The 24,886-nt window shown below is 56.2% G+C and carries 19 protein-coding genes; 11 read left to right on the top strand and 8 right to left on the bottom strand.

Going from position 1 to position 24,886, the window contains the following annotated elements; all coding sequences use genetic code 11:
* The first annotated feature begins 55 nt into the window (after positions 1-55).
* From AS89_RS0110915 to glpQ, 3 genes are all read left to right on the top strand, one after another.
* Positions 56-739, top strand: coding sequence for a hypothetical protein (locus AS89_RS0110915; RefSeq protein WP_237709671.1), 684 nt, complete (start codon positions 56-58; stop codon positions 737-739).
* 52 nt (positions 740-791) lie between these two features.
* Complete coding sequence (locus AS89_RS0110920; RefSeq protein ID WP_010132661.1) at positions 792-2,243, top strand: M48 family metalloprotease; 1,452 nt, start codon at positions 792-794, stop codon at positions 2,241-2,243.
* 169 nt (positions 2,244-2,412) lie between these two features.
* Positions 2,413-3,495, top strand: a complete 1,083-nt coding sequence (gene glpQ / locus AS89_RS0110925; protein ID WP_010132662.1) for a glycerophosphodiester phosphodiesterase — start codon at positions 2,413-2,415, stop codon at positions 3,493-3,495.
* Between the two features lie 23 nt (positions 3,496-3,518).
* Here glpQ and AS89_RS0110930 read toward each other — a convergent pair whose 3' ends face one another.
* Positions 3,519-5,354: a sensor domain-containing diguanylate cyclase gene (locus AS89_RS0110930; RefSeq protein ID WP_010132664.1), complete on the bottom strand. Its 1,836-nt coding sequence runs from the start codon at positions 5,352-5,354 to the stop codon at positions 3,519-3,521.
* Positions 5,355-5,885: 531 nt separating this feature from the next.
* On the bottom strand, positions 5,886-6,677 hold the full coding sequence (locus tag AS89_RS0110935) for an enoyl-CoA hydratase (RefSeq protein ID WP_010132666.1): 792 nt from the start codon (positions 6,675-6,677) through the stop codon (positions 5,886-5,888).
* A gap of 292 nt (positions 6,678-6,969) precedes the next feature.
* On the opposite strand from AS89_RS0110935, the gene AS89_RS0110940 reads away from it, so the two are divergent.
* Entirely contained in the window at positions 6,970-7,752 is a 783-nt protein-coding gene (locus AS89_RS0110940; protein ID WP_010132668.1) for a tryptophan 2,3-dioxygenase, read from the top strand.
* Between the two features lie 158 nt (positions 7,753-7,910).
* Here AS89_RS0110940 and AS89_RS0110945 read toward each other — a convergent pair whose 3' ends face one another.
* Positions 7,911-8,333 carry an ExbD/TolR family protein gene (locus tag AS89_RS0110945; protein WP_010132670.1) on the bottom strand — a complete coding sequence of 141 codons (423 nt, stop codon included), beginning with the start codon at positions 8,331-8,333 and terminating at the stop codon, positions 7,911-7,913.
* A gap of 166 nt (positions 8,334-8,499) precedes the next feature.
* On the bottom strand, positions 8,500-8,970 hold the full coding sequence (locus AS89_RS0110950; RefSeq protein WP_010132671.1) for a methylglyoxal synthase: 471 nt from the start codon (positions 8,968-8,970) through the stop codon (positions 8,500-8,502).
* A gap of 180 nt (positions 8,971-9,150) precedes the next feature.
* Here AS89_RS0110950 and AS89_RS18790 point away from each other — a divergent pair, with 180 nt between their 5' ends.
* On the top strand, positions 9,151-9,294 hold the full coding sequence (locus AS89_RS18790) for a hypothetical protein (RefSeq protein ID WP_158217356.1): 144 nt from the start codon (positions 9,151-9,153) through the stop codon (positions 9,292-9,294).
* A 62-nt stretch (positions 9,295-9,356) separates the two neighbouring features.
* Positions 9,357-9,761 (top strand): hypothetical protein, encoded by a 405-nt coding sequence (locus tag AS89_RS0110960; RefSeq protein ID WP_010132672.1) that lies wholly within the window; start codon positions 9,357-9,359, stop codon positions 9,759-9,761.
* A 195-nt stretch (positions 9,762-9,956) separates the two neighbouring features.
* Here the strand turns inward: AS89_RS0110960 and AS89_RS0110965 are convergent, their stop codons facing one another.
* Positions 9,957-10,682: a redoxin domain-containing protein gene (locus tag AS89_RS0110965; RefSeq protein WP_033230331.1), complete on the bottom strand. Its 726-nt coding sequence runs from the start codon at positions 10,680-10,682 to the stop codon at positions 9,957-9,959.
* Positions 10,683-10,933: 251 nt separating this feature from the next.
* On the opposite strand from AS89_RS0110965, the gene AS89_RS0110970 reads away from it, so the two are divergent.
* Positions 10,934-11,851 carry a hypothetical protein gene (locus AS89_RS0110970; RefSeq protein ID WP_010132674.1) on the top strand — a complete coding sequence of 306 codons (918 nt, stop codon included), beginning with the start codon at positions 10,934-10,936 and terminating at the stop codon, positions 11,849-11,851.
* A 123-nt stretch (positions 11,852-11,974) separates the two neighbouring features.
* Here the strand turns inward: AS89_RS0110970 and AS89_RS0110975 are convergent, their stop codons facing one another.
* From AS89_RS0110975 to AS89_RS0110985, 3 genes are all read right to left on the bottom strand, one after another.
* Positions 11,975-15,142: an efflux RND transporter permease subunit gene (locus AS89_RS0110975; RefSeq protein WP_010132675.1), complete on the bottom strand. Its 3,168-nt coding sequence runs from the start codon at positions 15,140-15,142 to the stop codon at positions 11,975-11,977.
* The gene (locus AS89_RS0110980; protein WP_010132676.1) at positions 15,142-16,341 is read right to left on the bottom strand and encodes an efflux RND transporter periplasmic adaptor subunit; all 1,200 of its coding nucleotides are present in this window, start codon (positions 16,339-16,341) and stop codon (positions 15,142-15,144) included. The genes AS89_RS0110975 and AS89_RS0110980 overlap by 1 nt, the downstream gene beginning before the upstream one ends.
* A 344-nt stretch (positions 16,342-16,685) precedes the next feature.
* On the bottom strand, positions 16,686-17,387 hold the full coding sequence (locus AS89_RS0110985) for a cyclic nucleotide-binding domain-containing protein (RefSeq protein ID WP_010132677.1): 702 nt from the start codon (positions 17,385-17,387) through the stop codon (positions 16,686-16,688).
* A 420-nt stretch (positions 17,388-17,807) separates the two neighbouring features.
* Between AS89_RS0110985 and AS89_RS0110990 the strand changes: the two genes are divergently transcribed.
* The 4 genes from AS89_RS0110990 (at position 17,808) to AS89_RS0111005 (ending at position 24,829) form a co-directional block, all read left to right on the top strand.
* Positions 17,808-19,031 carry a TonB family protein gene (locus tag AS89_RS0110990; protein ID WP_010132678.1) on the top strand — a complete coding sequence of 408 codons (1,224 nt, stop codon included), beginning with the start codon at positions 17,808-17,810 and terminating at the stop codon, positions 19,029-19,031.
* Positions 19,032-19,259: 228 nt separating this feature from the next.
* Positions 19,260-21,341: a M13 family metallopeptidase gene (locus AS89_RS0110995; RefSeq protein WP_010132679.1), complete on the top strand. Its 2,082-nt coding sequence runs from the start codon at positions 19,260-19,262 to the stop codon at positions 21,339-21,341.
* Positions 21,342-21,509: 168 nt separating this feature from the next.
* The gene (gene gdhA, locus AS89_RS0111000) at positions 21,510-22,862 is read left to right on the top strand and encodes an NADP-specific glutamate dehydrogenase (protein ID WP_010132680.1); all 1,353 of its coding nucleotides are present in this window, start codon (positions 21,510-21,512) and stop codon (positions 22,860-22,862) included.
* A gap of 80 nt (positions 22,863-22,942) precedes the next feature.
* Positions 22,943-24,829 carry an MFS transporter gene (locus AS89_RS0111005; RefSeq protein ID WP_010132681.1) on the top strand — a complete coding sequence of 629 codons (1,887 nt, stop codon included), beginning with the start codon at positions 22,943-22,945 and terminating at the stop codon, positions 24,827-24,829.
* The last annotated feature ends 57 nt before the right edge of the window (positions 24,830-24,886 follow it).

Below are 24,886 nucleotides of genomic sequence, written 5' to 3' on the forward strand. Positions count from 1 at the left end.
GATGTTCGATTCGGGCCGCCCCAGACCGGCAGGCCCTATCAAGGAGGATGGTTCGGTGAAATCCCTGAGTAATTTGGTAGCGCCACTGCTACTGGCCACCGCAGCGCTGGCTAGCGGCGGCTGCACCACAGTGGTGATCGATGAATACCGGCGCAGTACCGGTGAGCTGGCGGTGGGCGACTCAGTGGTGATCCTGGGCAGGCGCCACTCCAGTGAGTACGAAACCGAGCCCGACCTGATCGACTGTGTCGGCGACACCCTGCACAGCCCGGAGGCAGGGGTCAATGTGATCCCCGAGCAGCAGTTTGTGGATGCCCTGTACCCATGGTTTGAACCACGCAAGGCCCCCATGCACATCAAGTCACTGAGCAAGCTGATGGATATTCCCGATGTGCGCGACCGCATGGAACAGTACGGAGTGAAATACATCGTGTGGATCGACGGTTCAACGGAAACCACCTCCAGTGCCGGCTCCATCGGCTGCTCAATCAGTACTGCCGGGGCCGGTTGTTTCGGCTTTGGCACCTGGGATAAGGAGTCTGATTACGAAGCGTCGGTATGGGACTTCCGCGACCAGGAACTGTCGGGGAAGATCAGCGCCGACGCCCAGGGCACGTCCTATATGCCCGCCATCGTGGTGCCCATCCCACTGATTGCGCGCGTGCAGAACAACGCGTGCAAGGGCATGGCCGCACAACTACGTGAATTCTTGTTACCACCACAATCCGCGAGTCGTTAGCGAACAGCGATCACTCAGCTAGGGATCGGAGAGAATAATAGAGGAGATCATCATGCACACTTTGAAAAAAATCATGGTCGCGGCCCTGCTGGCCAGTGCAGTGGGCTGCGCGTTCAACCCAGCCACCAACCGGCCGGACCTGGTGTTGATGTCCGAAGAAAAAGAGATAAAGATCGGGCGTGAAATGCACGAGAAACTGGTCGCGAGCACGCCGATCTACAACGACCCTATTCTGAATGCCTATGTGGAATACGTGGGACAGAAAATTGCCCGCTCTAGTGATCGTCCAGACCTGACCTATTACTTCACCATCATCGACAGCCAGGACATCAACGCCTTTGCCCTGCCCGGTGGTTATGTGTACATCAATCGCGGCCTGCTCACGTATCTGCAGTCTGAAGCCGAGATGGCGGCAGTACTCGCCCATGAAGTTGGGCATATCACAGCGCGCCATGCGGTGCGCCAGAAAACGGCGGCCACCGGCGCGGGCGTGGCGTCGGTGCTGTCCGTGCTGGTTACCGGCAGTGGTGTCGTCGGCGACGTGGCGAACCTGTGGAGCACTGCGGCAGTGAAAGGCTATGGCCGTGACATGGAACTGGAGGCAGACCGCTTTGGCGCCCAGTACATGTACAACGCAGGTTATGACCCCCAGTCAATGATCAATGTAATCGCATTGCTGAAGGACCAGGAGACCTTTGCCCGACGCCGTGCCCGGGTCGAGGGCAAGAAACAGCAAACGTACCATGGCGTATTCTCAACCCACCCGCGCAATGACATTCGCCTCCGCGAAGTGGTGGAGGCCGCCGGCAAACTGCCGGAAGACAAGAAAATCACCAAAGTGGAGTACTACCGGGAGCGCACCGACGGCTTGGTTTACGGGCAAAATGCGCAGGAAAGTGAAAAGAACCGATTCAATCACAAGAGCCTGGGTTTCTCGCTCCTGTTCCCCGATGGATGGAATGTCGAGAACCAACGCAGTGCCATTGTTGGCACTGCGCCGGATAATTCTGCGACGATGACCATCCGGGTTGCCAAACGCGATGGCAACCAGCCAGCGGACATGGCATTGCGCGGCGTATATGACGTGCGCAGCCTCGAGGAAGATGAAGCGCTCAGCCAGTACCGCCTGGAGGGGCACACGGGTAAGTTGCCGGTGCGCACTGCAGATTCGCCGGACCGTGTGGCGGTGCTGTTCTATGGCAGCCGACAATACATCCTGGAGGGTAAGATTGCCGAGGAACCAAAGGATAAAGAGAAACAGGCAGAATACGATAACCTGTTTATGACGAGCATTCGTAGTTTTCGGCCATTGCGCAAAACCGACGTGGTGAAGCCCGACATCAAGCGCGTCCGCTACGTGCAGGCAAATGAGAAAACAACCTTTGAATCGCTGGCCCGCCACATGGAAATTGGCGAGTACGCGGAAGAGCAATTACGCCTGCTCAATGGTTATTATCCGCGTGGTGAACCCCAGCCCGGAGAGTGGATCAAAATCGTCCAGTAATCTGGATTACAGGTGGCGGGCACCGGTGTCAGTGTCGGTGTAGGTGTCCGCTCCCTACCCCACCTCACACTGACACAATTTTTTCATAACCCACCTTTCCTCGTTGCGCCATTTTTATTTCAGTCCAGTCCGGGTATGTTTAGGCAAACCCTCTACTGGCGGCACCGTCATGCGTCTGCTTTATTGCATTTTCATTACGTTTGCCTGCGCCTTCGTGCCGACCCTGCACGCCGCGGAGCGCAACACCCCAATTGTTATTGCGCATCGCGGCGCGTCTGGATACCTGCCTGAACACACGCTCGAAGCGAAAACGCTGGCCTACGCCATGGGCGCGGACTATATCGAACAAGACCTGGTACTGAGTAAAGACAATCACCTGATCGTAATGCATGACATTTACCTGGACCAGGTTACCGATGTCGCCCGAAAATTCCCCAGCAGGGCCCGCGCCGATGGGCATTTCTATACCATTGACTTCACGCTCGCAGAACTCAAGCAGCTCAGCGTCACCGGGCCTTTCATAAACATACTGGGAAAGGAAATACCAAAATACGGCAAACGTTTTCCGTTGTGGCACTCACAATTCCAGCTGGCGACATTTGCTGAGGAACTGGAGCTTATCCGGGGCCTCAACCAGTCGCTGGGCTACAACACCGGTATATACCCTGAAATCAAGAAACCGTACTTCCATACGCAGGAGGGGCGCGATATTTCTCGCACGGTGCTCCAGGTGCTCAAGCAGTACGGCTACACAAAGCCAGATAGCAAGGTCTACCTGCAATCCTTTGATGCGGAAGAGCTACAGCGTATTCACCGGGAGCTGCTGCCGGCAATGGATATGGATATTCCCCTGGTGCAATTGATCGCAGAAACCGAGTGGGAGGAAAAGCAGGTACAGCGGGCCGGGCAATGGCAGAACTACGATTATGAGTGGATGCGCACCCCGCAAGGGCTGGAGAAAATCGCCGGTTATGCCGCAGGGATTGGCCCATGGTACCCAATGCTGGCAAACGAGGAGGGGGCAGAGAGCGCACTGCTCTCCCATGCACGCAGCCTGGGGCTCAAGATACACCCATACACATTCCGTGCAGATCGACAGCAAATCCCCGATACGTTCCGCAGCTTTGAAGACTTTGTTGCCTTTTATGTAGAGCAATACAAAGTGGATGGACTATTTACCGACCACCCGGATCAAGTGCGTGACTACCTGCAGAAACGGCCCAAACCGCAGCACGAGGACGCTTCGCCTTAACCAAAGCACTGGCGCAAGGGCGCCTAGGCCGGGGTCACCTCCGCAGATTCGCTTATCAGTGCAGGATGCTCCGCTGCCGCATCGTCCGCTGCAGCGTAATCCACTACTTGGTTACGTCCCTGCTGCTTGGCCCGGTACATTGCCAAGTCGGCCTGTCGCATAAGCTGTTCGACGGAGATGTCGTTATCAGAATGTGCCACACCAATACTCGAGGTAAACATCACCGGACCGCCCGCGGTCGGTAAGCGGATCGCGGCAATGGCGTCCCGCAGCCGTTCTGCGGTAAGCAGGGAGTTCGGCCTGGATTCGGTAATCAGCAGCGCAAACTCTTCGCCACCCAGGCGGCCAAATACGTCCGTCTCGCGTATTTTGGTCTGAATCGCTGCACTGAACTCCCGCAGCGCCGCGTCGCCCACGCCGTGCCCGTGCTCATCGTTAATCGACTTGAAGTGATCGATATCAAACATCAGCAGGCTGGCAGGTTCACCCTCGCGATAAGCCCGCTTGATACAAAGTTCAGCGTCCTCGAGGAAGCTCCGGCGGTTGCGGATACCCGTAAGTGGGTCGGTCCGCGCCTCCATTTCGGCAAGCTGCTTGGCCTTTTCCAGCTCTTCCGTGCGCGCCCGCACTAGGCCCTCAAGCTTCACTTTCGATTGTTCCAGGTGCCGCCGGTACTGTCGCTCCGACTCCAGAGCCTGCAAACGCACCCGCCGTAACTTGATCCCCATGGCGGCCATAATCGTCACCATCTCAACGAAGGAGCTCAAGGGCGGCAAGTAGTAGTTCACCAGATTGTGATCGACGATACCGAGGTCACGCAGCGCCTGATAGAAAAGCCCTGCCAGTAACAGTGTCCAACCCACGGCAAATACTGCCGCTTCACTGGAACCCTGGCGCCAGCGCACCAGTGCAATCACGGTGGAGGCCGGGTACAGCAACAGCGCCAGGGTTATTGAGATGAGCGCTACGGTCTTGATTTGTAGTATGGCGCTAACCAGTAAAATGCCCGCATTTACCATCATCAAGATAAGGATGTAATCGAGACGCGGGGTGTACTGGCGGGTTTGCAGGAACAGGCGATCGAACACCACCCCACAAAATATACTGACTGCACCGGCGGCAGACATATAGCTCCAGTGGAAGTCCTGCTGCAGGACATACTGGTGCGTAAACCCGAGGATCGTGGCCCAAGCCACGATCTTGGAAATGCCATATACGAAATAGGCGAAGAAGCTGGAATCCCCTGTGGTCACGCCCACAATCAGGGAAAACAGTGAGATCAGTGCAATACCACCGAACAGGAAAGCGAGCACTGCGGTTTCACCGGTGTGGGATTTGCTCAGCGCGTCCGGGGTCCAGATTCGCATCGAGGGGAATACAAAGCCGGCCTCTTCAGAGTCGTAGCGCACCAGAAATCTCACCGTCTCGCCGGGCGGCAACTCCACGGGGACGACAAAACGATTGTGAAATACCGGGCGCTGGGCAAACGGTTCCCCCATTGCCAGATCGACGAGCTCATGGAAGTCGCTAGCCGCCTGGTCACTGGCAAACGCCTGTAAACGGATCAACTGGTGGTCCACGTACTCCAGGTGCAGCGGGAGCACATGCTGCTGGGTATTGCGCAGCTCAAAGTAAGACCAGTAGCTGCCCTTTTGCAGCCCGGTAGAGCCACCGCCGGCCAGCGGGGAAAAGCGGCCTGAATTCAGCGCCGTCAGCGCATCCGCAAGCGTTGCTTGCCCGCTCGGGTCGTGCCAGACCCGTGCCTGCCCGGTGCGTTGACTGCCATCTTCTTCGGCCCCGACGCTCGTCACCATCTGGGCAAGCACCGTATTGGGAATGAGAAGTAACAACGCCAGCACGACAAAAACCCGAACCGCGGCCGGCCTTAACCAGCGCGATATCGACACATTGGAAACCTCAAATGAGGAAAAAGTGGCGTTCATGGACAGCCCGAAATTGCCTGTTATAGGAGTTATTCAATCACTTGCTGAGCTAAACAAGCCTCACGACAGTGCATTTCCCAGCCATATTATTCTTCGGCGCTGGAAAGTTGGCCCGAGGAGCCGCTACGGAACGTGCGAGTCCTGCTGTATCGCTTAGCAGTTTACCGGTTCATGGCCGCAGAATCACGGCTGATCGCGGGCCCGGGTAACCCGCGGACATGTGCACAGAGGAGGTGCACAGAGGAGGTGCACAGGGGCTGGCGGGGACGTGCAGGTGCCCGCTCAACACCCCCACAACGGACCAGCAAAACAAAATACCCCAAAATACAAATAAGGAATAAAAATGGCCGCAATAATGCAGCCAATAAAAAAATTAATTCTACAGCCCAAGGCACCCTGCGGCCGCGGTGGCGAAACGCCTACCGCGAGCAAGTTGGTAACAGAGTGTCACTCGAACCGCGAAAAGTCCGCCGGCCGCTTTTCCATAAAGGCCGTCGCCGCCTCGCGGAACTCCTCCGACTGCAGGCGCTGCTGGAAGTACAACGCTTCTTCGCGAATAACTGCCAGGCCACTCTCATAAGTACCCTGACGCAGCAATTTCTTGCTCAGGCGTACAGCTTCCGGGGCCCTCTTCGCGAGCTCTTGCGCATACTCCCGCGCGCGCCCCAGCGCCTCACCGGAGAATACGACTTCATTACAGATATTCACGTTTGCCGCGGTCTGGGCATCAAACTTGTTCCCCAGCAAAAGTAACTCTGAAGCCTTGGCGTGGCCCATGATACGCGGCAACAGCAGGCTGGAGGCATACTCCGGGCACAGCCCCAGATTGACAAACGGCATCTGGAACATGGCGTGATCTTCCGCGATCGCCAGATCGCAGTGCAACAACAGCGTGGTGCCGATGCCCACCGCCACCCCACTGACCGCGGCAACAACCGGCTTGGGGAATTCGTACAGCGCGGTCATAAACTGGAATACCGGGGAATCCTCGCTGGAGGCCGCGCCATCGAGGAAGTCCGTCAGGTCATTGCCACTAGTAAAGGCGCCACCGGCACCTGTCAGAATGACGACGCGCACCTCCGGGTTGCTGGCCGCTTCCACCAATAGCTGTGCCATAGCGGAGTACATGGCCTTGGTTAGCGCATTTTTACGCTGCGGCCGATTGATCGTGATCTCCAGAACCCGGTTGCTTAACTGGGCGTCAATTTCTGCACAGGGGCTTTCGAAGGGGCTTGGCATTACGGGGCTCCGCTATTACTTGGTTTCATTATCTTGGTGGCGATCTAGCGCTAGTTTAGCCAGTCATTGCGTATAGACGAGGTCCAATTCGACCAGTTTGCCTTACCTAAGTCGAAGCAATGCTCGACTGAAGCGCAGCTATTAGCCACGAAATGTATTTTCCAATAATTGCCTCATCGACCTTATAATGCGGCCAAATTGGTGCAATTTTACGCAACTTTTAATTTATATACCGGCGAATACCGTTACATTCATTGCAGATGAGGCTATTCGACAAAAGGAATCCACCCACATGACCGTTACCTACAGCTCTTATCTGAAGGTCGACGAGCTGCTGGAATGCCAGCAACCGCTCTCCGCAGGCCCCGAACACGACGAATTACTGTTTATCGTTATCCACCAGAGCTACGAATTGTGGTTCAAGCAGCTACTGCATGAACTGGACTTTCTGGTGCGCCTGTTTTGTGCGGGAGAGCGCAATCGTGCGCTGCATACACTGAAGCGCGTCGATGCCATATATCGCACGCTGATCCAGCAGGTCGACATCCTGGAGACGCTTACGCCCCTGGAGTTTATGTCTTTTCGCGACCGACTCTCCACCGCCAGTGGCTTTCAGTCCTACCAATTCCGCGAGCTGGAGTTCCTGTACGGCGCCAAGGACCCGCGCAAGCTGCAAAACTATGCGCAGGGCTCCGAACACTATCAGCGCCTGCAAAAACGCCTCGAAGCCCCCACCCTGTGGGACGCCTTCCTGCAGTTTCTCGCCCACGAGGGGCACGCCATTCCGGACAGTGTACTAAACCGGGACTTCAGTCAGGTGGCCGAGCCCTCCCCGGCGGTACAAGCGGTGCTGATTGATGTGTATCGCAATGACCCGCTGGTAAGCGATATCTGCGAGGCCCTGGTGGATATCGACACCTCGCTGCAACAGTGGCGCTATCGCCATGTGAAAATGGTGGAGCGGACCATCGGCAGCAAAATGGGTACCGGCGGCTCCAGTGGGGTGGGCTATCTGCAGAGCACCCTGTTCAAGCCGGTATTTCCGGACTTGTGGGCAATTCGTTCCGAGTTTTAGTCCGGTCAACTCACCGGCGGCCAAGACCAGGGCCGCCGGTGACTGTGTGGACATTCCGGCCACCAGAGCCCAATTAGCAGACACAAAAAAAGCCAGCAAAAGCTGGCTTTTTTGATCCTGCGAGAGGCTGTCTCCCGCAAGGAGACTGACGATTAAAATCAGTCTTCGAAAGGAACCAGGGAAACCTGAATGTTCGGGTTCACCTCTTTCGCCGCATCGGCGATGGTTACGTAAGTGTCCGCGCTGGACTTGTTGTGCGCACGGATAATAACGATCGCCTGCGGGTTCTCCGCGAAGAGCTGGGCAATACGCGCACGTACTGCACGGCTGTCAACGCGCGTGGGCCCCATCCAGATCTCGTCAGCGGAGTTCACGCTGATCAGGATGTTTTGCTTGTCGGGGTCCGGCGGAGTCTCTACCTGCTGATCCGGATCAGGTACATTCACGTCCAGCGCCTTCTCTTTTACGAAGGATGCCGTCACGATGAAGAAGATCAACATGATGAATACGACGTCCAACATGGGCGTCAGGTCGATATCCGCTTTTTCTTCTTCTACGGCCTTACCGCGTCGTCTACTCATAAAACACCGTACAGTTTTTGATTCGAATTCGCCGGATTCACCGGTCTAATCAGGTGGGGAAGATTGCCGGGAAATGGCCAGCAATGCAAGTGCATCCTGCACAGCCACAACATAAGCCTTAAAAATCAATTACTTACAATCGGCAGCATACCCGAAAGCTCACAATTTATACAGCAAAATCACCGGTCCGACTCGCTAGATAGCCCTGATAGTCAGGTACTTCCCGCGCAAAACTCTGCGACATCAGGGTCGAGTGAATCATCATATCGGCACTGCTCGCATTACAGGCCACCGGAATGTTCCATACCGCGGCGATACGCAGCAATGCCTTCACATCCGGGTCGTGGGGCATGGGCTCAAAGGGGTCCCAGAAGAAAATCAGGATATCCACATCGCCCTGGCAAATCTTTGCCCCCAATTGCTGGTCGCCGCCCATCGGGCCGCTGAACAGCTTTTCCACCTGCATTCCTGTGGACGACTCAATCTGGGTCCCCGTGGTACCGGTCCCGAGTAACTGATGTTGCTCGAGAATGGCTCGGTGCCGCTGGCACCACTTTATAAGCCCCTGCTTGCGATTGTCGTGGGCCACCAGAGCAATGCGCTTTTGTGCGGCGATTGGCTTGTCGATTGTATTCATATGACTTCTAACCAAATTCGGGTCAGTTTTCCTGTGCCAGCGCTTGGCTGCCGTTTCCCCAGCATGGAACTTCTACATGGAACCCCTAAATGGGACTCCTACCTAAATGGGACTCCTAAAAGGAAACCCAAAAAGGTGATCCGGTAAGGCAACAGGTCGAAATTGTCCATGTGCTGGATTATGCAGAATTCCACGCCCGGCATCTATTCTGCTGATTCGCCAGTGCGTATCCTGCGCTCCGGCGGCCAGCTGCACCTTGGCTCCGACGCCCTGCCCAACGCCCTGCCACCTGCACCTTTATGCCCTTCCCCCTTGCACCGTTAACCCCATGTATAATCCCCGGTCGATGTGCCCGATTGCGGGCAAGTTTTCCTAGAGGAGTATGTATGAGCGTCGGCGCATGGGAACCAGCCAAGCAGGCCTCCAATGATCAGTCCCGAGAAAAAATCGACCCCAACCTGCTCAAGCAGATACTGGAAGTTTCACTCGCCGACGGCAACGCCGACTTGGCCGAGCTTCCAGAGACACTGCGCTCGGCGGGCTGGCTCGCAGGATTGCCAGCAACACAGTGGCTCGAGGAAGCCGCCAACTGGTCACCGGAACAACTGTGGGCCTTCATCCAGTTTTTCACGCTGGCAGAAACGCACCTCGACTGGCAGGGTGGCGCAGAATCTCCCGTAATTCCGCTGGCGAAATCCCTGCGCCAGCGCAAAGCCCCCCTTAGCCGCGAGCAACTTTTGTGGATACGCGGCAATACCGACAATCGTTACCTGCCTTACGGCCCCCTTTAAACGATATAACCGTTTGGGCGGCAGGCAATTCCGAATACCAGAAGCAGCCGGCCGCCCTATTCATATCGTTCACCCAATATAAAGAAGGCGTATCGCTTTGAGCGATACGCCTTCTTTATATTGGGGCTGGCTAGTATTGGGCTGTCTACTATTAGGGCAGCCTCGCCACTGCTACCAATTGCGACCTATACACGTTCAATCTTCAAGCCGGAACCATTGCGCACGCAGTGAATCAGCTCCCGGTGGTGTTCGGTAGTTACCTGCCAGCTCTCGCCACAGAACCAGGCCCTCACTATCCACAAGCCAGGCGCTGGGCCGCGCCGCCGCGGACTGCCAAGGTTGCATCAACAGGGGCGCCCCCTGCCGTGCGACAAATAACGGGTAAACCTCGGACGATTCGGCCAGTTGATGCACCTGTAGTTCGGCCCTCGCCGCTGCTCCCAACTGCGAGAGCGATTTATCCCAGGAAGTCGATGGCTGCGCACTGAATAGCAATATTCCGATGTTTCTCTTTTGCAGCTCAGGCAGAAGGTGTTGGAAGCTTGCTAACTGACCCCGACTGTCCGCGCAAAAACTCCCCCTCAAAAACACCACGAAGACCCCGTCCAGGGCTCGCTCGCGACAAATATCCCGGATATGACAGCCTTTCCCTGTTTGCTCCTCTATTTCAGGAAACGGTTCGTTTAGTCCAGGCAGCGCGGGGTGTGCAATCGAACTAAAGTGGTAGAGATAAAGCAAAACCACAAAGAGATTCGTAATTACCAGGTAAATGGGCAGGCTGAGCTGTCCGTCTGCGAGCAGCGCAAGTGCCAGGCCGAGTAATACAGCCAGAAAAGCACTGGTTTCTCGCAGATCTCCGTGAAATTTTTGTGGATACAAATAACGGAACCAAACCCAAATTGGTAACGCCAGTGCATTCAAAATCACACCCGCCCAGGCAAGTTTTTGCGAGGCTGTAGTGCTACCGATTAATGAAAAAGAAGCACCGATTCCACATGCCAATAGCCAGCTAAAGGCAAAAAAAGTAAAAAAACCTTAAATTTATTCATTACAGAGTAAAAACGCCCTTAAAACACTTGCAATCAAGTATATAAATAAGCTGCAATTAGCGCGATGAATTCCACTCATCCAAAATAACACCTAAATACTAAATTTAGATACAGGGATATTTTATGGCCGGACGTAAAAAATCCACCGCGCGCGTAAGCGCCGTGGCAAAACTGGAGGCGGAACTCGCTTCTTTGAAAACCCAGCTGGAAAAGGCGCGTAGTAGCCAAGAAGCTGGCGCAAAGAAAGAAGCCGATAAAGCCGGCAAAGAAGCTGACAAAGCTGCCAAAAAAGCACAAGCTGCCGCCGCCAAGGTTAAAGCAGCCCGTGCCAAGAAAAAATCTGCTGCTCAGCAGAAGCAAGTAAAGGCTGCCGTAGCTGCCGCTGCAACTGCCAAAAAGGCCGCTGTCGCTGCCAAGGCAACCGCTGCTGTGGCAAAAGCAAAGCTGGCCGCCATTGTTGCTGAGAACAAGCTGGCAACCAAAGTTGCCAAGGCTGTAGCCAAGGAAGAAGCGGCAATCACCAAGAAGCTGGCTGCCGCTGAGAAGAAAGCCGCCGCTGCCGCTGCCAAGAAAGCCGCCGCTGCTGCCAAGAAGAAGGCCGCTGCAGACAAGAAGAAAGCTGCTGCTGCTGCCAAGAAAGCTGCCGCTGCCGCCAAGAAGAAGGCTGCCGCAGACAAGAAGAAAGCCGCTGCCGCTGCGAAGAAAAAGGCCGCTGCTGAGAAGAAGAAAGCTGCTGCTGCCAAGAAGAAGGCCGCTGCTGCCGCCAAGAAGAAGGCCGCTGCTGAGAAGAAGAAGGCTGCTGCCGCCAAGAAGAAAGCTACCGCTGCTGCCAAGAAAGCTACCGCTAAAGCAAAAGCCAAAACCAAGGCTACCGCTAAGAAGAAGCCAGGTCGTCCGGCCAAAAAAGCAGCCAAGAAGACTGCTGCCAAGAAGCCAGGCCGCCCAGCCAAGAAAGCAGCAGCCAAGAAAGCAGCAGCCAAGAAAACTGCCGCCAAAAAGGCTCCCGCTCGCCGCGGTCGTCCGCCGAAAGCCAAGTCCTAATCGACACTTTCTGGCAGACATAAAAAAACCCGGCCCGCCGGGTTTTTTTATGTCTGCCAGAAAGTTATCGGTGGCGGGCACTCAGGCGTGCCACCACCACAAAGCTCCACCAGCAGCCTTGCATCAGCTGCGCAAGCCACGCTTGGCCAAGAGACCCACAGGCAGCACCGCCTTTATCACATCGCGTAATGCTGAAGGCAGCGCCAACATCACCGGCGTCACGATCAGGGTGAGCAAGGTAGAGAAGCTCAGCCCATACACGATGGCGCTGGCCAGCTTCACCCAGAAGGACGCGATTACGCCGTTGACAACAATATCGCGGCCAAGCATATCCACACTCACCCCGAGGGCCAGGGGCAACAACCCGAGAATCGTGGTCGCGGTAGTGAGGAATACCGGACGCAGGCGCTGTGCGGCAGCCTTGACCGCCGCCTCACCGGCACTCAGCTCCGGATCGGCCTTGCGCACATAGTTGTAGGTGTCAATCAATACGATATTGTTGTTCACCACAATACCCGCCAGCGCCACAATCCCCACGCCCGTCATGATGACACTGAAAGTCGACTGGGTGAGCGTCAGCCCCAGCATCACGCCGGCAGTGGACATAATCACCGACGAGAGAATCAGCGCAGACTGATAGAAGCTATTGAACTGGGTCACCAGCAAGATAAACATCAGGAACAGGGACAGGGAGAAAGCAACCTGCAGAAACACTAGTGACTCACTCTGCTCCTCATCCGCGCCGCGATAGAGCAGTTCCACATTGCCATCGAGCGGATGCTGTTCCAGCCACTGGCGAATCTCGCGCACCTTATCATCTGCCAAGACACCGTCCTGCACATCCGCTTTCACCTGCATACGAGTAATGCCATCGATACGCTCGATTTTATCTACCTTGGGACCCGCCACGGTGGATACGAAACTGCTGACCGGTACCGCACCTCCCGGTGTGTTTACCTTGAGTTCGTCCAGCGCGGTAATGCCGCGAGCGTAATCCGGGTAGCGGATGCGGATATCCACTTCCTCATCGGAATCATCCGGGCGGTATTGCGCCATCAATACACCATTGGTTACCAGCTGTACCGCGCGGCCAACACCGGTGAGATCCGCTCCATACATCGCTGCCTTGGCACGATCGACCTTCACTTCCCATTCAATACCGGGCAGCGGAGCGGTATTTACGATGTCCCGTAGCCCATCGAACTCATTCTCCAGAGCACGATGTAGCCGCCAGGTTTCCGTCAATAGACTGTCGTAATCACGACTGCGCAACTCAAGCACAATCGCCTTACCTACCGGAGGGCCGCCTTCAAACGCCTTGGCGCTGGTTTTGATACCGGCAAATCCTGCGGTGCGCTGACGAATATCGGCAAAGATATCGCGACTTTTGCGCTCGCGCAGATCTGTCGGCTGCAGCTCTACCAGCAGGTTGGCAATCTGGTCGGGTGCCTTATCCTGATTACCAGAAATACCACTTGAGCCAATCGCAGTGTATACAACCCGAACTTCGGGTACTTGCATGACCGCCGCTTCCACTTGGGTAACCAGCGCACGTTTTTCCTCCAGGGAAAGGTTACCCTGCGCCCGCACCTCGACATTGCCGTACTGCTCCTCGGTTTCAGTGAAAAACTCCACGCCGGGATTAAATGTCACAAAGGCGAAAAAGATCCCCACAAGCACGGCGACGGTGCCGCCGAAGGATGCCAATGGATGACGCACGACCGGCGTCAGCACGCGGGCATAAAAGCCGGTAACACCCCCCAGGTCGGCCGCATTGCCATGCTCCAGCTGCTTAAGGTCACGCTGGGTGGCAGGATCCATATTGCCCTTGCCAAACACGGAGCCCAAAACCGGCGCGAAGAACAATGCATATACCAGTGATCCCGCCAGCACGGCAAAAACCGTTACCGGAAGGTAGCGCATAAAGTCACCGACCACGCCCGGCCAGAAAATAATCGGCAAAAACGCGGCGAGGGTTGTGCCCGTTGAGGCCACCACCGGCCAGAACATTCGGCGCACAGCAATAGAATAGGCCGCACGCGCAGACAACCCTTCGGCCATCTTGCGGTCAGCAAATTCGGTAATCACGATTGAGCCATCGATCAGCATGCCGAGGGCCAGCAACATGCCGAACATGACCATGAAATTAAATGAATAGCCGAGCGACCAAGCGATAATAGAACCAAACAACAACGAGAAAGGAATCCCCAGCCCCACTAATAACCCAGAGCGAAACCCGAGCGCAGACACCACAATAATCATCACTAGCAACATGGCGGTGAGGATATTACCCTCCATTTCGCTCACCATATCCCGCGCCCAGTTGGACTGATCAAAGACGAAGTCAACCGTTACCCCGCGCGGCAGGAATTCCCGTTCCGCATTCACCACTGCGCGCACCTTATCTGCCAGGTCTACCGAGCTGGCGCCGGTGCGCTTTTCCACATTAATCGACAGTCCCGGCTGCCCGTTCACACTGGTATAACTAACAGCGTCTTTAAACGTCCGCCGGATATCGGTGACCTGCCCAAGGGTCACCACCCCATCATCCGACTGCTTGAGCGGGATCTGGTAGACGTCGCTGGCAGACTCAATCAGCCCCGGCACTTTGACCGAGAAGCGGCCCTTGCTGACATCCATCTCACCGGCGGGAATCAGCAAGTTATTCCCCAGCACCGCATTAATCAGTTCACCGCTGGTAATCTGATAATGCTCGAGCCGCACCGGGTCGATGATCGCCTCAACAACTTCCTCGCGGTTGCCGTTGATATCGGCCCCCAGAACTTCAGCGACATTCTCAATTTTGCGCTTCAGCAGTTGCGCACTGCGCAGCAGTTCGCGCTCACTGGCACCTTCACTAGCAAGGGTAACGACTATTGTCGGGAATGGCTGTGCCGAAGCTTCCTCCACTACCGGCTCATCCGCATCCCGCGGCAATTCGGCCTTGGCGCGATCAACCGCGTTGCGCACATCATCTACCGCAAGATCGATATCCAGCGCGGAGTCAAATTCGATGACCAGGTAGACCAGCGATTCACGCGCGGTGGCCATAACATCTTGCACACCTTCGAGAGAGCGAATTTCCTGCTCCAACGGACGAATCAGCAGGCGTACCCCATCCTCCGGCGAAATTCCCTCATGCCGAACCTGCACGATGACGATGGGCGGGTTCACCTCGGGGCTGGATTCCACCGTCATGGCACCGCGTGCAGCGATCCCCATAATCACAATAAGCAGCATCAGGCTGATGCTACTGCGGAAACGATTAACCGCCCCGTCCAACAGTTTCATTACAGCGACTCCCCGGAAGCCTGCGCGGCCTGCTCTGCGGGTGCCGCTGTGCCACCTTCAGGGGCAACAGCGGAAATTGGTGCGGGCAAGTCACCGGCGCTCTGTTCGAGCTCTACATCAACCCGCTCACCGACGCTGACATATTCCTGCCCCACGGTGACCAACAGAGTGCGCGGTGCCAGCCCGGTGATCCAAACACCGTCACTCTCATCGCTGACCAGCTGGACATTGCGTAGTTCAACCCGGTGGTCCGGGTCGAGCACCTTCACCGCCAGCATGCCCGCGTCATCCAGGGTTAACAGGGAGGAATTGATCCTGTGGGCCATCACTTCGCCGGTCGGCAGCGCCAAGCGCGCACTGATGCCGCTGCGCAGTGCCCCATCGTCATTCGCCACCGCGACTTCTACGCGGTACGCACGGGTCACGGCATGCGCCTGCTGGCTCACGTAGCGCAGGCGGCCATTGAGAATCTGGCCACCCTGCATTTGTGCGTTGGCCGGCGCGCCGAGCTGCAGACTGCCTACCTTGGTTTCAGAAACTTCTCCCACGATCAACATGGGAGTCAGGTCGAGAATGGTTGCACACTCCTCGCCGCGGCGAACAAAATCCCCCAGCTCCACCGCGCGACTGTTCACGACACCGTCAAAGGGCGCACGAATCTTCAGACTTTGCACATCCAGCTGTGCCCGTTTCAGGTCCGCACGGGCATTGGCCAGGGCAACTTCCTGCTGGGCCATTTGCGTGCCGGACTGCAGGCCCCGCCCCTTGAGCTTTTGAGCACCCGCATAATCCAGTTCTGCCTTCTTCAAGGCAGCGCGCGCGCGCGCCAGCTTCTCCGGACGATCTTCTGCGGCAATCTCACAGATCACATCGCCACTGGCGACATACTGCCCCTCGTCCACCGGAAGCCCCGCTACCACGCCATCGAGCTCGGCTCTCAGCTGCACACTCCGGTTGGCCTCGCTACGGCTATTGACCACCACGCGCGTGGTGTACGGCTGCGCCTCAATGTAACGCCCGCTGACTTTCACAAGCTCCGCCGGTACCGCAGACGCACTCTTTGCCACCTCCGCTTCAAGTAGCGCCTGCTTCTCGTCCTTGAACAAGATGCCACTTAACAGCCATAGCGCAGCCAGGCCACCCACGATGGTTGCCATGCGATAGTTACGTTGCCGCCAAAAGCCCAACAGAAAGTTCATAACTGCATTCCTGTCTGCAAGTTAAATTTGATAGGAGATTTTATGCACAATTCTTGATCGAAACAGCGCCCAAAACTGTCGTATTACGAAATCCGCAGGAGATTTTAGAGGGGCGAGCAGCCTGCTGTACCTGAGATTGATCAACTCCGGGGTACTTTTTAGGCCTAACCAGACCTAACCAGGCCTAATCGAGCTAATCAGGTTTCGACATGGCCTGTGAGACGGCCACGTGCGGTCCCACGCACTCAATCCGCAATGGATCCACACAGGATCCGCAACGGACATTGTACGCGGGAAATAGAGAAAGGGTTCACCCTGTCTTTATGGACAGGGGGAGGGAATGGTCAGGAGAGTATGGATTCGAGGAAGTCGGACATATCCGATTCTTCCGCGGCCAATTGGCCGCTGCCGAACTCGGCATTCCAATCCAGCAGGATACGCGCCAGGTCCCGCGCCTGATCTGCCAACGCCACCAACTCCTCTTTGCAATTTTTTGGACCGGTATAGAGCTTCAGGCGGCGGTGGCTATTGGCCAGCTCGTGCATAGGGTATTTGGAACGGTAGACTTCAAGCTTCCAGCGCAGCGAATGCACCATATTGCGATAGAACACCAATTTTGTCGGCAGCTGTAGCAGGGAAAAGTCCTCCAGGTCACCAAACAGGGTGCAATCCACCGCGAGCACCTGTATTTCCTGACTGACCGGTGCCCCCACGATGGTCGCACTACGGGGTTCTGCCAACAGCATCGACAAATCACCAAATACCTCCCCGGGACGAATTTCGGCAAGTGGTCGCTCACCGCTGGATGCCGCGGCATCATCCACATGCACCTGCAACTCGCCGCGCACCAGGAAATACACCCACTGATCTACGTCGCCGCTGTGCAGCAGCGCCTCCCCGGGGTTCAGAGAAACCAAACGCGAGCGCTTCAGCAATACATCGTACTGCCACTCACTGGTGGCACGAATATCACGAAAGAGATGAATGACATTTAGCAGGCGATCCACTGCATCGCGGGGAAAATCACTAAGCGCTTTATAATCCATGAACGTCTTGAATGTTGCGTGGTGTGACCGACTACCGGAGCCAGCCTCGCAGGAGTTTCACGGCGCACCTTGTTTGTACATATGCGCATGCACAGTGCACCACCAGAACACGCATTCTAGGCACAAACAACGCTGTGTCTGCCCCAGAGTACGGAGAAATTAAAAAAACGAGACATTTTACCCACTTCAGGGTTGAACTCCATTGCAGTTACAGTAGAGTTGAGTGGACCCTGGGAGAAAATCAAGGTAGTTACGGGGCATTTTACCACCCCCAATTAGCTACCTTTCCCGGGCCGTACCTTTCGGGGGGAGGGTGCGAAAGAAGCAGTGAGCATTCCTTGGGGTACATGGACGGGAACTCAGCGCTTTTCTGCCGGTTTCTGCCCATCCGGCCACAAGCCAATAATAGATACCATTACAATGAAATCGACAAAAATCGTCATTTCCCTGTTGCTGTTCGCTGCGGCCGTGACCGCAAACGCAGCCTCGCTCCTCAATGGACTCGCGCTGGAGCAGCAATTCAACAAAGATCGCTATTTCGTTGCGGTCTATTCAGACCAACTTGCCGACAATGCCAGCGCCCTGCTCGACAGCAATGTTTCACGCAGCCTGCAAATTCGCGTAATCGCCGACCGCTTGTCCGCAAGGCGCCTGCGCAACCAGTGGATGGAAAGTATCGCCATCAACAACCCGAGTGACACACTCACGGGTCAGGCAAACAATATGGTGACCTTCGCCAACCTGTTTAAAGGGCGCTTGATGAGCGGCGATCACCTGAGTATCGATTACGCCCCAGACACCGGGACAACCTCCGTTTCCCTGAATGACATCATGCTCGGCATGATTGAAGACCGTGAGTTCTTCAATACCCTGCTGCGCGCCTGGATCGGCCCGGTACCGCCTTCTACCGAGTTCCGCGATAGCCTGATGGCTGCCGGCGATGTGGATGCCGGGACACTCGCGACGTATGAGTCCCTACAGCCAGGTGCGGCGCGTGTGGCCCAGGTTGCGGCGATGCTCGATGAGCAGGAAGCGGAAAAAGAATCCAAGGCGACGGCTGCCAAGCCTGCGCCTGCGGTAAAACCCAAGCTGACCGCGAATATTCCCCCACCAACACTGGCCGCAATCGGTACCGCAGCGGTGCAGAAACCGGCCGTGCCCGCTGCGCAACAACCTGCGGCGGAAGAACCCGCACCTGCCCGAGCCGAGCCTGAGGCCGCGGAGGTTGCCGCTACGCCATCGTCCCAGCCCAAGCCGCTGAAGCCGACCACCACTCGCCCGGCGACGCCTCCGGCAGAGGAGGAGGAACTGGAGGAAGAGGAAGAAGCCCCGCTGACCGCAGACATGATTCTGGCGCGCCAGATTTACCACTCCATGCTGCTGCGCCATACCTTCAAGCACATCCGCTACCCGAAACGCGCCCAGGATCGCGGCCAGGAAGGCAGCGTGCGCCTGAATGTGGTGATCGACAGCAGAGGCAATGTGACGAGCGTTTCCACGGTCCAGGAATCTCGCTATTCCAGCTTGAACCGCGAAGCACTTGAGGCGGTGGAGCGCGCAGGTCCGTACCCGGCTACCCCAGCCCAGCTCAAGATGGAAGAATACCGTTTCTCGGTACCGATCACGTTCCGTCTCCCGGACTAAGTGCCGGCTACAACCTCGACACCTGCGCAAAAGCCCCTTAACTGGGGCTTTTCTTTGCCCATTTGCCGCCCGACACCAGCCCTTGCTTCCATCGCCCCAAGGCTACCATTCACCGCACATGCGCTTGCCGCAGCCACCCCGCCACACATACTATTCAAGCTGCACACACTCTAGCCGCGCCATACATTGGACGGTGAACCAACGTATAAAAAGCCCAAAAGGCCCTCTATGAAGAAACTGCTTTTACCACTGGCTATCGCCACTGCCATTACCGCCATCGGCGGCTGCGCCAAACCGGAAAGCGGCAGCACAGAAGCCGCCGATGCCAAGCCCTCCACTGAGCAAAGCGCTACCGCAAGCACCACGCTGGGCTCTGGTATTGACCTGAGCGCCATGGATACCAGCGTCCGCCCTCAGGATGATTTCTTCTCCTATGTAAACGGCAACTGGATCAAGAACACCGAAATCCCCGCGGACAAATCCCGCTGGGGCGGTTTCAGCATGCTGCGCGATAAAGCTACCGAAGAGGTAAAAGGCTTGATCATGGAGGCCAGCGAAAACGCCAACAGTGCGGGTGCCAAACAGATCGGTGACCTGTACAACAGCTTCATGAATGAAGAGCTCATCGAGAAGAAAGGCATCAGCGCTATTGCGCCCGAACTGGCCAAGATCGATGCCATCGAGTCACGCAAGGATCTTGGTGACTACTTCGCTTATGCCGACACCGTAGGTTACGACGTGCCCTTCGGCGGCTATGTTTATCAAGACCTGAAACAGGTCGAGAATTACATTACTTACCTCTCCCAGGCCGGGCTCGGATTACCCGATCGCGACTACTACTTCGATGATTCAGAGAAGGGCCAAAAGCTCCAGCAAGCCTATCGTGAGTTTCTGGTAGAGATGCAGGAAATCGCTGGTCTGGATAACGCCGAGCAATATGCGGAATCCCTGTACGCACTGGAGAAAAGCCTGGCGGAGCACCACCGCACGCGGGTAGAAAACCGCGATCCGGTGAAATCCTACAACAAGAAAACCCTGGCTGAGCTGAAAGCACTGATGCCGTCCTTCGACTGGGACAGCTACCTGCAGGAAGCCCACCTGCAGAAGGCCGATGCATTTATTGTTCGCCAGCCCGAGTACCTGCAAGCGGTAGACACCATCATCGCGGATACCGAGCTGGACACCTGGAAACGCTACCTTAAGCTCAAGGTGCTCTCTGCAGCTGCACCTTACATGCATAGTGAACTTGCCCAGACCAACTTCGACTTCTATGGCACCACTATTCGCGGCACCAAAGAAATGGAGCCACGCTGGAAGCGCGCGGTACAGTTTGTAAACGGCTCTGCGGGTGAACTGGTCGGCCAGCTTTACGTCGAAAAATACTTCCCGCCGGAAGCCAAGGCGCGCATGGTCAAGCTGGTGGACAACCTGAAGGCTGCCTACAAGGAGTCCATCGAATCCCTCACCTGGATGAGCGAGGACACCAAGAAGGAAGCCCTCACCAAGCTCGCCAACTTCACCACCAAGATCGGTTACCCGGACAAGTGGCGCGACTACAGCGAACTACAGGTCGAGGCAGACAACCTGGTGGGCAACGCAATCGGGGCAACTCTGTTCGACACCCTGAACGATCGCAACAAACTGGGTAAACCGCTGGACCGCGGCGAGTGGCATATGAGCCCGCAAACTGTGAACGCTTACTACAACCCGCCGATGAATGAGATTGTGTTCCCCGCGGCCATCCTGCAGCCTCCGTTCTTCAATATGAACGCGGACGATGCGGTGAATTATGGTGGTATCGGCGGTGTCATTGGCCATGAGATTGGCCATGGCTTCGATGACAAAGGCTCCAAGTTTGACGGCAAGGGCTATCTGAATAACTGGTGGACCGATTCCGACCGCGATAACTTCGAGCAGCTGACCGGTAAGCTGGTGGCACAGTATCAGGGCTTCCAGCCACTTGAAGGCGAGCACATCAACGGTGAGCTGACCCTGGGTGAAAACATCGGTGATCTGTCTGGTCTCGGTATTGCCTACAAAGCCTACAAGATGTCCCTGAATGGCGAAGAAGGCCCGGAAATCGATGGTTTCACCGGTGATCAGCGTGTATTCATGGGTTGGGCCCAGGTATGGCGTAGCAAAATGCGCGATGAAGCCCTGAGCGAGCGCCTGAAAACCGATCCGCACTCGCCGGCCAAATACCGCGTACAGGGCGTTGTACCGAACATCGAAGCGTTCTACAGCGCATTTGACGTACAGGAAGGTGACGGTATGTACCTGCCCGAGGAAGAGCGCGTAGAGATCTGGTGATCCCCTGGCCGTTACCGGCATACATCGCCTGACACACAAAAGCCCCGCAATGCGCGGGGCTTTTTTTGTGCCATAAATCCTGCACCGCAAGTTTCACGTATACAGTTACAGTAACGCGCATGCGCAATTTACTGGCCCCCCCCTCCCACATCAGCGCCGGAGCACAGAATGAGCGACAACAATGCAACGGGATTACGTGATTTTATCGACTGGGTTCAGCAGCGAAACCCACACGAGCCCGAGTTTAACCAGGCCGTGCGCGAACTGGCGAGCGACATTTACCCCATGTATACCGAACACCAGGGCTGGCGCGCAGCCAAAGTGCTCGAGCGCTTGAGTGAGGCCGACAGGATCATTACCTTCCGAGTCTGCTGGGAAGACGACCATGGCGAAGTACAGGTTAACCGTGGTTGGCGCGTGCAGCACTGCGGTGCAATTGGCCCCTACAAGGGCGGGGTACGTTTTCATCGTACGGTTACCGTCTCAGTTCTGAAGTTTCTCGCGTTCGAACAGACGTTCAAAAATGCGCTGACGGGTTTACCGATCGGCGGTGGTAAAGGCGGCTCAGATTTCGATCCATCCGGTCGCTCGGAACGCGAAATCATGCGTTTTTGCCAAGCATTTATGGACGAGCTGTACCGACACATCGGCGAGAACACCGATGTGCCCGCGGGTGATATTAACGTTGGACGAAGAGAGATCGGCTACCTGTTTGGTCACTATCGCCGTTTGGTGAATACGTTCAGCGGCGCACTCACCGGCAAAGACATCGAATTTGGCGGCAGCCATGTGCGCATGGAAGCAACTGGTTACGGCCTTATCTACTTTCTACGCTGCATGCTCGCGCAACGAGAGCAGGAACTGGATGGGCTATCCATCGCCATTTCCGGTGCCGGCAATGTAGCGCTACACGCGGCACAAAAAGCGACCCACCTGGGAGCGAAAGTCGTCACCCTCTCATCCAGTCAGGGCACACTATTCAGCAAGCAGGGGATTCCCTGCGAGGCGATTGACCGCGCAATCGAGCAGTCCGGCAGTACCACCGATGTACTCAAGACCATCCAATCGGATTGTGGCGGTGACTGGCTCAAGGATGAAAAACCCTGGGGACAGCGCTGCGATGTCGCCCTGCCCTGCGCCACCCAAAATGAAATTGATGCGGATGACGCACAAGCGCTCGCCGACAGTCACTGTCAGATTGTTGCCGAGGGGGCTAATATGCCCTGTACCGAGGACGCTACCCGGCTGTTCAAGGAAAACAAGATCCTGCACGCACCGGGAAAAGCATCGAACGCGGGAGGCGTCGCGCTTTCTGGACTCGAAATGGCGCAAAACGCTTCTTTCTCACGCTGGGACCAGGAGCAACTGAACGACAAGCTACTGGAAATCATGCAGGACATTCACGCGCAATGCATCCAGCATGCCGGCGATGAGGATAGCTACAAGGACTACCACCGAGGAGCCAATATTGCCGCCTTCCAGCGCGTCGCCAATGCGGTCATGGCGCAGGGCGTGGGCTAGGCCACGCGCGTGATAAGTGGGCTAAAAGTAGCCTCGCAGATGGTTTACCATTAGGCAAAACCAGATTGCGGGAGCCCCACATGGCCCACCTCAGCCAGTCACAGTTATTGCGCAGCCGGCGCTTTTTGCCTTTCTTCTGCACCCAGTTCCTGGGTGCCTTCAACGACAATGTTTTCAAGAATGCGCTCATCGTCATGATCGCGTTCCGCCTCGCGGCGTCGGAAGCCAACTTCCTAATTAATCTCGCTGCAGGCCTGTTTATCCTGCCTTTTTTCCTGTTTTCTGCCACCGCCGGCCAGGTTGCGGACAAGACCGATAAAAGCGTGTTGATACAACGGATTAAAATCGCGGAAATCGGTATCGTCACCTTTGGTGTTATCGCCTTGTACAGCGGCAACAATGCTCTCTGCCTCGCAGTGCTGTTTGCGCTCGGCGTGCAGTCGGCGTTTTTTGGCCCGGTCAAATATGCAATCTTGCCGCAACACCTGAAGAAGCCAGAACTCGTCTCGGGTAACGCACTGGTGGAAATGGGCACCTTCGTATCCATTTTACTGGGAACGATTGTGGGCGGCCTGTTGGCGGGGTACACCGGCGCAGGCCAATCCGGGCTGCTGTGGATCTCCATTATTATTCTGACGACTGCCGGGTTCGGCTACTTCGCATCGCGTGCAATTCCCAGCGCAGCCGCGCCTGCTCCGGAACTGCAAATCAACTTCAACCCACTAAGCCAGTCTCGCAATATGCTGCGGGAAGCGGTCAAAACACCATCGGTGTTTTACGCCATCATTGGTATTTCCTGGTTCTGGTTACTGGGGGCAGCCTATCTGACGCAAATCCCAAGTTTGACGCGCAATGTGCTGGGCGGCAGTGAGTCGCTGGTTACTCTGCTGCTGTGCTGCTTCACCATTGGTGTTGCGGTCGGGTCACTCCTGTGTGGGCGCCTGTCTGCGGGACGTGTTGAGCTCGGCCTGGTCCCAATCGGCGCCGCCGGATTGACGGTGGTGGGCATGCTGCTGGCTTCTGCCACCGGTAACTACCAGCCTCCTGCCGAGACTACCGTTGCCGCTTTCTGGGCCAGTGACGGCGCGCTGGGGATTCTCGTCAACCTGACACTCATCGGCATTTTTGGTGGCTTCTTCATCGTGCCGCTGTACGCAATGATGCAGGAGCGATCCGAGCCCAGTATTCGTGCGCGTATCATTTCCCTCAACAACATCTTCAATGCACTGTTTATGGTGGTAGCAGCACTGCTCGGCATCGTCTTCCTCAATATACTGGGGGCAACAATCCCGCAGTTTTTTCTGGTCATCGCACTGATGAATGCGGCGGTGGCCATTTTTGTATTTACCAAGGTGCCGGAGTTCGCCATGCGGCTGCTCATCTGGCTGTTGTCTCACACTATGTACCGGGTGAAGCACCAGGGGCTGGAGCGTATTCCGGCAGAAGGCGCGGCCATCATAGCCTGCAACCATGTAAGCTATGTGGATGCTCTACTGCTGGCTGGTGCGGTGCGTCGTCCGATCCGCTTTATCATGTACAAGCCCATTTACCAAATCCCAGTGCTGCATTTTATTTTCAAGACCAGCCGCGCTATTCCCATCTGCTCCAAACAGCAAGACCCGGAGGGTTATGCACAAGCATTCGCAGAAATTGAACAGGGATTACAGGCGGGTGACTTGCTGTGCATTTTTCCCGAAGGTCAGCTTACCCAAAATGGCGAATTGCAGCCGTTCAAAGCGGGGATAGAAAAAATACTGAAACGAACCCCGGTGCCGGTGATCCCTATGGCGCTGCGAGGCTTGTGGGGGAGCTTTTTCAGCCACAAGGGCGGCCTTGCATTCAGCACCCTGCCCCGGCGTTTTTGGTCAAGAGTCTGTGTGGTGGCGGGAAAGCCGGTTGAGGCCACCCATGCGAATGCCGAGGTATTGCAGGAGACCGTGCTGGACTTGCGTGGCAATCACCGTTAGAGCTATACGCGAATAGCCACTGTACATAGATCGTGAAAGCCAATAGGCCTAAAAAAA

Source organism: Microbulbifer agarilyticus S89 (genome assembly GCF_000220505.1).
GTDB classification, from domain to species: domain Bacteria; phylum Pseudomonadota; class Gammaproteobacteria; order Pseudomonadales; family Cellvibrionaceae; genus Microbulbifer; species Microbulbifer agarilyticus_B.